The sequence below is a fragment of the Pseudotabrizicola sediminis genome (assembly GCF_004745575.1).
Taxonomy (GTDB): domain Bacteria; phylum Pseudomonadota; class Alphaproteobacteria; order Rhodobacterales; family Rhodobacteraceae; genus Pseudotabrizicola; species Pseudotabrizicola sediminis.
Window position 1 is genome coordinate 556,414 of sequence record NZ_RPEM01000001.1, and the last position, 12,053, is coordinate 568,466.

The 12,053-nt window shown below is 55.2% G+C and carries 7 protein-coding genes and 2 pseudogenes; 6 read left to right on the forward strand and 3 right to left on the reverse strand.

Annotated elements, in window-relative coordinates; translation table 11 throughout:
- The first annotated feature begins 38 nt into the window (after positions 1-38).
- On the forward strand, positions 39-1,214 hold the full coding sequence (locus tag EEB11_RS02610) for a tyrosine-type recombinase/integrase (RefSeq protein WP_135428829.1): 1,176 nt from the start codon (positions 39-41) through the stop codon (positions 1,212-1,214).
- 185 nt (positions 1,215-1,399) lie between these two features.
- Here EEB11_RS02610 and EEB11_RS02615 read toward each other — a convergent pair whose 3' ends face one another.
- Together EEB11_RS02615 and EEB11_RS02620 are read right to left on the reverse strand one after the other, a co-directional pair.
- A complete protein-coding gene (locus EEB11_RS02615; RefSeq protein WP_135428830.1) occupies positions 1,400-1,879 on the reverse strand; it encodes a hypothetical protein in 480 nt (159 codons plus the stop codon).
- Positions 1,880-1,888: 9 nt separating this feature from the next.
- Complete coding sequence (locus EEB11_RS02620) at positions 1,889-2,194, reverse strand: hypothetical protein (RefSeq protein WP_135428831.1); 306 nt, start codon at positions 2,192-2,194, stop codon at positions 1,889-1,891.
- Positions 2,195-2,929: 735 nt separating this feature from the next.
- Between EEB11_RS02620 and EEB11_RS02625 the strand changes: the two genes are divergently transcribed.
- The 5 genes and pseudogenes from EEB11_RS02625 to EEB11_RS02650 all read left to right on the forward strand — a co-directional run.
- On the forward strand, positions 2,930-8,332 hold the full coding sequence (locus tag EEB11_RS02625) for a peptidoglycan-binding domain-containing protein (protein ID WP_135428832.1): 5,403 nt from the start codon (positions 2,930-2,932) through the stop codon (positions 8,330-8,332).
- On the forward strand, positions 8,322-9,572 hold the full coding sequence (locus EEB11_RS02630) for a peptidoglycan-binding domain-containing protein (RefSeq protein WP_135428833.1): 1,251 nt from the start codon (positions 8,322-8,324) through the stop codon (positions 9,570-9,572). The genes EEB11_RS02625 and EEB11_RS02630 overlap by 11 nt, the downstream gene beginning before the upstream one ends.
- A 102-nt stretch (positions 9,573-9,674) precedes the next feature.
- Positions 9,675-10,235, forward strand: coding sequence for a hypothetical protein (locus EEB11_RS02635; protein ID WP_135428834.1), 561 nt, complete (start codon positions 9,675-9,677; stop codon positions 10,233-10,235).
- 281 nt (positions 10,236-10,516) lie between these two features.
- Positions 10,517-11,206, forward strand: coding sequence for a hypothetical protein (locus EEB11_RS02640; RefSeq protein ID WP_135428835.1), 690 nt, complete (start codon positions 10,517-10,519; stop codon positions 11,204-11,206).
- Between the two features lie 312 nt (positions 11,207-11,518).
- Positions 11,519-11,623: pseudogene (locus EEB11_RS02650) on the forward strand (transposase); the annotation flags it as partial.
- A gap of 93 nt (positions 11,624-11,716) precedes the next feature.
- Here EEB11_RS02650 and EEB11_RS19915 read toward each other — a convergent pair.
- Positions 11,717-12,013 (reverse strand): annotated as a pseudogene (locus tag EEB11_RS19915) (MrcB family domain-containing protein); the annotation flags it as partial.
- Between the last annotated feature and the right edge of the window lie 40 nt (positions 12,014-12,053).

The following is a 12,053-nucleotide window of genomic DNA, read 5'->3' on the forward strand; positions in this document are numbered from 1 at the left end:
CCCTAAACAAAGTTAGGGTCAATGTTAGGGACGATTGCATGTCACGTCTTCAAAATAAGCTGTCAGATCCAAAATGCAGGGCTGAGAAAAAGCCCGGCCTGCACAGCGACGGTGGCGGCCTCTATCTCAGTGTGAAGCCGACTGGAGCAAAATCTTGGGCGTTCGTTTGGAGAAGCAGTGGCAAACGATTTGAGATGGGGCTGGGCCCCTACCCCGCCGTCGGCCTCGCCCGCGCAAGGAAGATGGCAGCTGAGCACCGCGAGACAATCGCGGAGGGACGCAACCCCTTGGTCGAGAAGAAAAGGGAGGCTGAGCCGCTCTTCAGCGAGTGCGTGGAGCACTTTCTTAATTCCATGGAGGGACAGTGGCGCAATGCAAAGCATAGGGCCCAGTGGCGATCAACCCTCGCCACCTATGCCGCCGCGCTAAATGACAAACGCGTATCCCAGGTAGACACGACGGCAGTGCTCTCTGTTCTAACGCCAATTTGGACTAGACTGCCCGAGACGGCTTCACGCCTTCGTGGGCGCATTGAGCGGGTGCTTGACTACGCCAAGGCAAAGGAATGGCGAGTTGGCGAAAACCCAGCTCTTTGGCGGGGCCACCTTAAAAATGTTCTCCCCGAGCGGCAGCGTCTTTCCCGGGGGCACCATTCGGCACTCCCCTACGACAAGGTGGGTGAGGTCGTTAAGAAGTTGCAGGTATTACCGGGAGTCTCGGCCAGAGCCTTAGAATTCTTGATCCTCACGGCTTCGCGCAGCGGGGAAGTCCGTGAGGCAACTTGGTCCGAGATTGATCTTGAAGGAAGAGTGTGGACAGTTCCCGCCAGACGAATGAAAGCCGCTCGTGAGCACCGGGTCCCCTTATCGCCATCTACGATCGCTATTCTTAAAAGGATGCAGGCGATGCAGATCTCGGTTTATGTCTTCCCCGGACAAAAAGTCGACAAACCTATGTCGGTAATGGCCTACGCAATGCTGATGCGGCGCATGAAACTCGACGCCTACACCGTCCACGGTTTTCGCTCGGCTTTTCGAGATTGGGCCGGCGACCGAACAGATTTTCCCCGTGAGATCGCCGAAGCTGCCTTGGCGCACACCGTTGGCGACTCAACTGAGCGTGCATACCGTCGAAGTGATGCCCTTGAAAGACGGCGCTGCCTCATGGAAGCTTGGGCAATACACTGTGAGGGCCAAACGGATGGATCAATATGACCTCGCAACCTATCCAAAAGAAGAGATGGATCCGTTGGCATTGGGGTCAATATCCAAAACCGCGTCGCCCTCATCAACCGCTTCAACGCACTCGGCATCGCGGAAATCGTCCGTGTCGCATGAACTCACGTGGGCATGGGAGAGCCACGCCTCACCGCTAAGTTCTGCAACAACGCCGACCTCATCTATCCTTTACTGGCCTCGTCATTAATGGCACGCTCTGCTGCCAAAACACCAGAGTACTTAACACCGTCCACCGAGACGCCATCGGCTTCCTTGATGATCTCTCGACCGTTAAATATCTTTATCCGGTCGCCTGGCTCAACGACTCCGTTAGCTCTCTTATGATCCGCGGCCATCGACGATGATGCTTTTGTGTTAACTGCATTGGGCGAAATCAAACCTCCACCTTCACTGACAGTTGAAACAGATCGGAGTATACTGTCTTTTGCCATTTTCTCAAGACGAAGCGTGGACTTTCGGATATCATCAAGCGCAGCGAATGGCGCAACAAAGAATACGCCAAATAAGAATGCAATGATCAAACCGAAAAGAAGTCCGCCAAATCCTCCAATGAAGTAACCCGCAACAGCGTAGCTGATGAACATCAGCCACAATCCAATTTCAACCAAAGCAGAGTACGAGTTAATCAGAAATCTAAGCATTAATCTCTCCTATTTGAATTTAAAACTTCCTTCTTCAACCTTGACCAAATTCACAGATGTCGCAAGAAAATTATGACAGAATGCAACACAAGTACCCAAGACATAACCTGTGAAGAAGAAAGTTGGCGCAACCACGGCAAGTGCAGCCGAAAATGCACCGCCCAGAATGAGGCTTTCTACTGGGTTCTGAGAAACTACGGCCAGGCTTCCCGCCAGGATTCGTAGCAGTATGACCACAAAGACCGCTGTCGAGCAACTTGCCACCGCAAAAAGCTTGCCGGAAAAGGTCGGACTTATGTGTTTAAGAGTGTACAAATCTTGTCTAGTTCCAATGTCTCTGCCTCGCGCACGAGGATTGCCTGTTTAGTAAAGTGAATCAAGTATCTTTTTGAGAGACCTTTGGATTTCCGAATTGACCAGCCTTGGTAGGCTGTGAGGCTTCAGCGGTGTGGCAAATCGAAGACGCAAAGCTTTCGCTCCTTACGGTACCAAGGCAAAAGGGCAGAGATTTCGGCGCGTATGTGGTTGGCTCCAATGTATAGAATAATGTGCACCGTGGCATACAGATCTTTGTCCTGAAGCTGACCCGAAAGGTCCGACCTAGGCCAAAAAGGCTTGACACAACGGCCGAAAACTTTGGATCCTTCGGCATGTCCATAACGCTCATAACATTATTTGACCCTCGGCGAGTTGTTAGCGAGATGTTACAGATCGCGCCGCTTGGAGCAGTTTGGTGCGAAAGCAACGGAAGCGTGCATCGGAAGGGCGGCAATTTGGCAAGATGCGGTTACACGGCTACTCTCCTTGGCGTTTTGGATCTTGCGGTCGACGATATGCACCTTCCAACCTATAATTTTCTCGCGGGAAAAGTTCGTCGGTTCGGTGCATAGGGATGTGGGGCAGATTGATTGAATTCGCCGTTTTGGTCGAAACGTACAACATCATGACAAGTTGTGCGTCGCGTGTGCCAAGGCGGCAAGCGGCCATCCCGTCGACGCCAGAGACTCATGGCACACCACTCTACCAGCCGACGGCGAGAGAGGTTAGCGGATGAAAACTCGAGTAAAGTTCGCCGTTCTCTGGGCGGCAATGATGGTCGGAGCTTCGCTGGGCGAGGCTCAAGCCCAAGACCTCAAAGGTGCTGTTCTTCAAGACTTTTCGAGAGATCTTTATGCACAAATCATAAGTAGCGTTGACACCTCGGCGGCTGAAAAGGCGCTTCAAGTCGAGATCGCGGAGCGGATCATCAAAACCTTCGGGTCCCAGAATGTGCAGAACATTCTGGCTACGTGGCCTGGGTGGGATCTTGAACGGCTTATTCACAGTGCGACGGATGTCAGCGGCTCATTGACGTCGATTGGTGTGAACGCGGCTGAGAGTATGGTCGAGAACGCTATCGTCGAGATAGCGGCTGAGTTGGCGACAAAGATGCTATTTGCCAGCCCACCGATGAGCGATGTTCACGTTCGCCTTCGGTCGCCGTTGTCTGCCGCAGTGAAGGCCGCCATCGTGGAGATGTATGACCTCCAGAGTGCAGGGAGGGACCCAAGTGTCTTGCTGGGTAAGGTTCTCGACCGCACGCATGAGGCAGTCGAGATCTATCAAGGCACACGCCTGTTGGCACAGGCCGAGAGACGCGCCCTGGTGGCAACCGCCCTCAATATCGCTTCTGCTGCGGAAATCGGTGTTTTAGTTGGCGGAGTTCGCGGCCGTCGGGTGATCGATCTGGCGCGGGAAAGCCTTTCGGACTCTATGCGAGGCGCTGTGGGAGGCGACGATGAAGTGGCTGTCGAGGCGATCTTCTCCCATGCTCTCGATGCCCTCGTCGCCCATCATCGCGGCGATACGAGCGGCGCACTTCAGGCATATCGGCAGGCCGTCGGCGGGGTAAGAAGAGGCGGTAACATCAATCCGTTCTCTGCAATTACAAATCCCCTTGACTGGGGTGTGGCCGCGATGAATTGGGGAAAAGACTCGCCGTATTTGGCAGTGGAAATCCTTCGGACGACCACCGCGCTCGGCGAGCTTGAAACAAACGGCGCGGATGCGGCAAGGAACGCACCGCCCCCTATTCTTTACTCGTCGCTGGGCGAGGCTCAGGCTTATGCTGCCTATCGTGAGCGGTTTACCGGAGATGATATACGTCGGATTGCCGCTGCCGCTCGCAAGCCATGGAGGCCGACCACAGAAAACCTCGGACTTGCGATTGCCCTCTCCGCAGGCCTTCAACCCGCCAATGTGCCGGACTGGCTGCGTGCAAGCTTCTTGGAGCTTTTATCCGGCGTGGGGCGGGGCGAGAATGCGGAAGCCTTGCGAAACGCAATAGCCGCGGCGGCACTTTCTTCCTTCGCAGATCAAGTTGGTTTGACGATGGATGAGTTGCGACTGTTCAGTGACGCGCGCAATATCCATCAGCGCGTCCAGCATTCCGCGAATCCGAAGATGGTGGATGTGGCTGGGCAGAGCGGTTGGAGACTTCTCCCTCCGGAGAAGTCCTCCTTTCACGCGACCGGATATGACGCAGCCGACATCCGGAAATATGTTCACGAGAATGGCTGCGAATACGTCTTCTCTCGGACCGCGACAGACTGGGCGTTCGTCAACGACGGGATCAACAGCGGCACATTCAACTACGCATCGGACGAGGACTTGGTTGTCCACACTATTCTCGACGTCCTGCCCTGGATCGTTTGGGGTGTGGGCAAAGAGGAACGTAGCAGTGTGGCAGATCGTTTCGGAGTGATCGGGTGGGCGACGGGAGACGCGGCCGCAGCGCTTTTTGACAAGCTTAAACCGGGAGTGCGGGCCTTACCTGTCACAGGGGCGAACCAAACTAGGTTGATGAGCGCCTGCCCCGGTATCGCTGATTATGATGGGATTGCTAGTGTCGAAGCGCCGCAGGTGCTCGCCGATGACGCGGAAGCGCCCGACAAAGACGATAACGTCAACTCCCAATTTGTTCAGGCGTTTAGCGCTTATCTCGGAGCAGCCTCCCGATCCGAGGAAGAACGCGGCAGCATCTACACTTCAGTTGCCGCGACCTTCGCACAAATCGTGCGCGACCACCCGACCACTAGGCAGGCACGTGCGATCATTGAGCGTCGCGTGCCAGGGATCGATTTCGCCCTGCTTGACGCCGCATCGTCGGCGCAGGGGACCGACGATGCGGCAAAGGTCGAGGCAAGTGTTTCTTGGGGGCCTGAAATTGTGGTGCCGCCAGATCATCAGGTATGGAAACTGCAAGCTGGAGACTGGCGTGGAAGCACCGCAGAAACCCTTGCGCCGTATGGGCTATCCGGCCCTCAAATGGCATTCTTCGAGGCTTATGGAGACAGCTCCTCTGACGTACTGGCAGCGACATTCGTAGAACTGGGTGTGATAGATCTCGTCCGAACCGGCGGCATCAACCCTGGCGCATCGGCATGGTTTCGTCAGCCTGCCTATGTGAATGGTCTGGTTGGCGTAATGCGTGCAGAGGCCGGTCCCAGCAATTTGCAAACTGCGTTTAGAGACGGCACCAGTCTGGCAGTCTTAAACCGACAGCCAAAGGTCATACCGATTGACACCAAGGTTGCGCACCGGCTTCTCCCAGGCGGAGGGCAGCGCTTCGTGGAAATCGTGCCCTTCGTAGGGCCATGCAGGGCCTGCGAAGTAACTGCGGTCGCTGTGGCATTTGTGGATTTTGATTCAGGCGGCGCGTTCATTTCTCGACGCTATGTAGGGATTTCTGAACCGCAGGCATCCGAAGGCTTGAACGGTCGAGGTCGCGATTGGGGTGCAGTCGACTTCATCACAGACCTTGCCGGCTTGCAGTACAGGCTCAATTCGCTTGGATACGACGCAGGGGAAATGGATGGCTATCCGGGCCCGCAGACGCGCGATGCGCTCATGGCATTTCAGGCTGAGCATTGCGTTGCCCCGACAGGTCAGCCCGATGCGGCGACGACACAGGCGCTCGCTCTGGCGGATGGGCTTTCAGCTCCCTGCGCAGGAGCGGCCATACCGAGGGGGCTAGGATCCAATGATCCGCTTTTGCCAGGAATGTATGTCAGCGATCCGGCCTTTTGCGCACGAGAGGCGATCGATGAGGCGATCGTGTACGACGTCCAGCGAATCGTGCGTCCCGGCATGTTTACACGCGGCTATCATGGAGCCTGCGTTGCTCGCCGAGCTGACATTCGCGGCGGTGTCACTCTCTTCCGAGGCAGTTGCTCTGAGGGGCCAGAGGAGTTCGATGCTTCGTGGACGCTAGACGTGGAGACGAATGAAAGCTTCCGCGAGGTTTCCGGCGACGGAAGCGATATGCCCAGCAATCGCTTCGTCAAATGTGCGGACGGCAGTCTTCTGCGGCGAAGCTGGTCAGCGTGGTTTGACGGGGCAGAATCTGCATCAATCGAGTTGAATAGCCCTCTGATACCGCTGCCGGCTGAAGATCAGGAAAGAACAGCGGTCATTCAGGCCATGCGGCCTATTGCTGAGGCGATCTTCGGCCCGCCTGTCGAATTCACAGTGATCGACTTGCGGGTGAAGAGCGCTCTTGCCTATGCGGATGTCTACGCCCGCCGACCCGGCGGAGCGGAAATCGACTTGCGCTCGACACCTGGCTTCGCCCGAGGCGAGGTCCAACCCATGGACCCGAATCCAACTAAGATAAGCGCGCTCCTGCGGAGCGAATCCGGCGGGAATTGGCGGATCGAGCGTCACGTTGTCAGCGCCAGCGAAGCGTTTTGGCTCGAAGATTGCGCGACCTGGGGTCCGCTTTTCCCCGAAACTTGCGGCGGCACATCCGAAGGGGCAACGTCATATTTCGCTCCGGCAGGCTTCAGCTGGCTGCAAACCCATTCACGCGCCGACCGCGCCGAGGCTGTTGCTCTCGCGACCAGCCTGCGGTCGCAGGCTCCGGGCGTCCGGGTGTTCCGCGCCGCGAATGGGTGGTACGCCGTCGTTGCCCGGGCGGTGGCGAACAACGATGCCGTCCGACTCTCGGAGATCATCCGGGAATCCGGCTTACCTGCTGAAGCCACCCTCGTCAGCGGTGAGACCTATGTCGAGGCAGTGCCTCTTGCCCCGTCCGACGCTTCATTTCCCATCGCCGCAGCGGATGCCGACCCCGTAACTGGACCTCTCATAGGATCTTCCAACGCGGGAGCGCCTGCCCCGAACGCGACGGTTGCCGACAGTCTGCGTCTGGCCGAGGCCAGCGCGGTGCAAATTGCTGCACTTTTGCGTTCGGCAGGCGTCCACGATGAGAACGCGCGGATGGCGGACAGTGCCGCCGAGGCAGAAATTGTTACTCTTGCCGCCCACTATACAAAGAACACACCCAGTGTCGAAACGCCCGATCTTCCCGCCTTCGCAGGCGAGTACGATCCGACATCGGGCAGCCTTCGCGTCTGCGTAAAGAACGATCTGCTCTTTTCTGCAACGTCGTTCGATGAGATGACATGGGGACCGCGTCTGGGTGTCATGAAAGTCGACCTTCCCTATATCACAGCGTTTGGTAGCCTGCCCCAGATCTGCAATCTGTCGAACCTGTCGGCCGTTTCGGCACTGGAGGCATTGCATGGAACTGGCCAGATGGAGCGATTTGATCCCGCTGGAGCACAGCAGGCCGGACTGCGACTTAAGATCGGTCCAGACGCGGCGCAGCGCCTTATCGCAGCCTCGGCGAAAGGCGCGCTTCGGGTTGGCTATACGTGTCGCATGGAGTTCCGCGAGCAGGTGGGGACCCGGCCCGCGCCCTACGACTATCGCCGGATCGGTACGTGCGTCATGGCTGCGATGAGCCTTTCGATCGTCGACTACCTGGGCGGATCGGTCGAACGCATCCGCTTCATAAAAGGATTGAATGGAGTTATTGTGGAAGGCGGATTTGTGGCGGAGCCCCTGCAGACTGCCGATGTTGCGGCGGCGGAAGAACCGGATGCCCCTCCCCCGGCTCGCGCGCCTCGAAGCTTTGAGACTTCGGAAACTGGGGAGGACGCAGTTCGCCAGATCATTAAGGATCTCGTTGGCGGCCCGGCAGAGGTGACTTTGGGCTATCAGAATGCCTTCCCCTTTAAATCTGAGCCGTCAAAAGTTCTCGCGATCGCTGTGTTTGGCGCGCTTCCGCAGGATGAGATCACAAAGGTAGCAGGCACCGAAGCTGGCTACGGTTCGTTCATTCTGAAGTCTTGGTCTACACTCAATCGCTATTATTTCATCGAAGATCCTGAACCTGGTCTCGCATCGGCCATTGTCGGGAAGATTGAGGATATACGCATCCTTTCGGTGCGCGAGGTGGTCGGGTCGAGCTGCGAATGGTCAGTGACCTATCGCATTTGGTTAACTGAGAAAACGCCGTTCGGGGACGCGCTTTCGGCCATATCGGCGGCAGACGGTTTGACTTTCACAACGTGCCTTCGCACCACCAGAAACGGCTATGACATAGTGAGCCAGACCCATGTGGATTAAGCTATATCGAAGAATGTGCGTGCAAAATCTGGCTCTCGCCGCGTTCCTTACACTAGCCATATTACTGACGCCGCCTGTCGATGCGCAGGGAGCGGCGGGAGCCGAAGCATTGGCCCGAGAGGCAGCGGCACTCGATGAGGGCCCGGACACCCCGGCAGACCAGCTGAAAATCATGCGGTCGATTTTGGACCGTATCGTGGCCGAGTACCCGTCCTCCGATCTCGCCGTCGCAGTGCTTCTTGAGGACGAGGTCGCGGGGATCGACGTCGCCAATCTCAGCGCCCGATTGCGCCAAGCTGATGCAGCTGGAGTCGATCCCCTCGTAGCTTGCCTTACCAATGCTCTTACTGACAGCCCGGGACCGGCGCTTGATCTCGTGGCGATGATAGACGCTCAAGGCCGAGTGACCGGCCTGCCGTCGCTGAGGGATGGCGGCGCGCCGAATGAAGATACACGTGCAAGATACCTCGCCATGGTCGGCGGACTTGATACCTGCGCCCCGTTGCCAATGCAATTTGCTAATGGTCCAATAAACTTTTCGATTACAGCGACCGGCTCCATCTCTGTAGATGCATTAGTCGCAGATGCGCGAGCCAACTCTGCGACCGGCGATAAGGAACAACGCCTACCTGATGGAAACGCTGCCACTGAGGCCGCGCTGTCTCTGGACCGCAGAGCGATCAGAGATCTACAGGCTCGCTTACTCGTTCTTGGTCATAATCCGAACGGTGTCGACGGCGCGATCGGGCCGGGCACGCGGGCCGCAATTGAAGAATGGCAAGAGGCGCAAGGCAAGATACCAACTGGCTATCTCTCGGCAGCACAACTTGAGCAACTCAGGCTTATCACCCAGCAGGCACTTGACGCTTGGCTCACGGAACCTTCCAACGCATCTGCATATGAACCACCTCCCCCGATTGCACTGACCCCCGGACAAATGGCGGGCCCTTGGAACTTTACAACTCGATGCGGCTCCAGAAGCCGGTTGGGGCAGGTAACAATCAATGGTACGCTTTTGGTTTCCCATGCAGGCGGATCAACTTATCGTGGCCGCGCGGAAAACTCCCAAGGCCTGCGCGGCGCATTTTCCGGGCAGTTGCGCGGCCGGACCCTGCTCGGTCAGATAAACTGGGGCTTTCCAGTTGGTCGAACGCAGTTTGAAGGCCGTATCGCAGATCAGAAACTCTCGATTTCAGGAAGGGACGCCAACGGATGTGCCTTCTCAGCTTCAAAGCGGTGAGCATTCTCCTCAGCAAAGTCAAAGGGATGAAGACCTGTCATGAGCTTTAACACAATACAAAAAGAAATGATCTCTCTCCCAGCGAGATATAAGGATAAGCAAATGCAACTGAAAAAAAATTCAGACATCGTTGGCATTCTCAATTACACAACCGCGTTATTCATTATCTTGATTGGATACATGGTGCAAATCGGGACTGCAAACGCGGATGATTCTAGGCTCGATAGATTTACCGAGACTTTTTCCCAGAGATGTCTATTTGACGACAAAATAGAATATTCCTCTATAGATCAGATCATGAATCTTCCATTTTTTCAAAGATCAACTTCAAAGGAGATCCCCGAAGTTATCTTTTCTGATCGAAGCAGTTGGAACATCACCAAGTTTGCCAGCTCCGAAACATTTATTGTCAAGTGCCTATTCAGTGCCGATTTTTCTATTACCGAAATAAACAGAAGGTTTTCTAGTATTGCCGGAACCGTGGACACAGTTCCTCCCTTCATGGATAAACCCAGTGGTCAGAATATCGTAACACTTACGGAAGGGGATGGCACAACAGAGCCGAGGTTTTTCGCGATTGTGAGCTTGCTTTCTGCAAGCGAGGGAACTTTTTCTCGAACCTACGGTACTGTCAGCTTCCTGCCTCTTGCGCTGTTTCACTAGTAAAAGAAAGTCTGAACAACGGCTTCGGCAGCGCGGAGATGTTGGCCTGATTGCCGTGATCGCGGGATGACCAGGTTTTTTGGGCCGATCTCGCTCCTTCCGGAACGCCACACAGGCGGTTTGGCATTTGTCAGTCAGACTCGTCGTCATGCTATCAGCCTTCTTCGCATCAGGAATAAACATGACGCAAAATCGCAACGAAGATTGTATGCCTTGGGAGCGCGTTCGTCCCGACGAATGGCTTCGCGAGCCTTTTTTTTAAATCGGGCAGTCCAAATTGGATGAATGCTGTTTCCGAAATCATAGACCGCGGATGGAGAGAAAAAGGAATAGAAGCTCGAAGTCTATCACCAGCTGCGATCAAAAAATTACGGGAAATAGTTGGCCGATATGTCCAGTTCAGAGTTTTTTGGGATCAATTTCTGTCAAATGGCGAAATCGCTGAATTACAGAAGATTGTAAAGTCAGCTCAGAGGCTTCTGAACCACCTCAGCGCACTAGACATTCAAGGAGGTGCCGAGCACGATGAAGCGCCAATGCTTTGGCTTCTTCTTGGAAGTACGACCAGTCTTGAGAAAAGCTCAAACCCAAATTTTCTTGAATGGAGAGCAACGCTTGAAAATATAGCCAATCTGACGGTTGCATCTCCGCGAGTAAAAGTTACGGACGGTAACAACTATCAAGTGCCGCAACAGATTAGGGCGCGTCTTCGATCAGAACTGCAGCACGGACTGGACACATGGTGGAAGTCGGAAACCGGGCTTTCCATCGCAAAAGACATAACTAAGGCTGAAGCGTTTAACCTATTTCTGCAATGCATATTTGGGCGAATGTCAATTTCAAATCCTCCTGGCGCGACGGAAACTTCCATTGCAAATGCAAGGCGAGACTACATTGACCATGTTGACATCAACAGAAAGGCGGCGAAGCTTTCGGAAAGCATTCGACGATCTGTTTCTTATACTTTGTAAATGGAAGGAGAGCAATCTTGGGTAGACGTGGGATGAGTTCGATCTCTCCACTGGTGCTTTAGTTTTATGAGGTGATAGATGTTTAAATTTGCAGCAAGAGCAGTGTTGGCATTCCCTTGGAGTGTGGCAATCCCATGCGTTGCAGTGGCCCAAGATTTCGGTGTGGTGGAAATTGACAGACAAACTCTGAAAGTATTAGTAATGATTAGCACGGCGACGGCAGTTGCGTTTTGATCTGATCCCCGGAAACTGGACCGTTTGAAGCTGGAGTTTTCCGCTACGCTTTCCTGGCTGGGAGAGGAGAGGAATCGGATGAAAGCGAGCAATTTCACGGACGCGCAGAAGGCGTTCATCATCAAGCAGGGCGAAGACGGAACGCCAGTTGCGGAGATCTGCCGTAAGGCGGGCATCAGCCAGCATGGGCGCGTCGCCTGTTCCCAGCCGCGATCGCGGGAGAAGCGGAAGACCACGGCTGGGGGTGCGGTGCTGCCGAAGGTCCAACTCCTCTAGCGGCAAGACGATTGAATAGCCGTTGTGGAATTTGGACGAACTGCATCCGACAGCAATGTTGACGCCCGAGCCATCGGTCGAAAAGTGTACAACAGCATAGAAGCCGTCTGTAGGTCGGGGAGACATCTCCTTTGAGCAAAAGCGTGTCCAAGCTAACTCTGTCTTGCGCCCAATGCCGTCTGAACCTTCAACAAAGAAGTCATGCCCGAATTGCCCAAGCGCCCGCGCCAGAGGTTCTTGGAGAGCACGCACTTCCTCAGGCAGCTTTCGGCGGATAAGCTGGCCACGCTCCTGCATCTGAGCTACCCCCCGAAGATCGGACAGTGACGGAAGCTAC

Bases quoted from the DNA above. Each gene is read 5' to 3' on its own strand.
- EEB11_RS02610 (WP_135428829.1), top strand. From the start codon at position 39: ATGTCACGTCTTCAAAATAAGCTGTCAGATCCAAAATGCAGGGCTGAG.
- EEB11_RS02615 (WP_135428830.1), bottom strand. From the start codon at position 1,879: ATGCTTAGATTTCTGATTAACTCGTACTCTGCTTTGGTTGAAATTGGA.
- EEB11_RS02625 (WP_135428832.1), top strand. From the start codon at position 2,930: ATGAAAACTCGAGTAAAGTTCGCCGTTCTCTGGGCGGCAATGATGGTC.
- EEB11_RS02630 (WP_135428833.1), top strand. From the start codon at position 8,322: ATGTGGATTAAGCTATATCGAAGAATGTGCGTGCAAAATCTGGCTCTC.
- EEB11_RS02635 (WP_135428834.1), top strand. From the start codon at position 9,675: ATGCAACTGAAAAAAAATTCAGACATCGTTGGCATTCTCAATTACACA.
- EEB11_RS02640 (WP_135428835.1), top strand. From the start codon at position 10,517: ATGAATGCTGTTTCCGAAATCATAGACCGCGGATGGAGAGAAAAAGGA.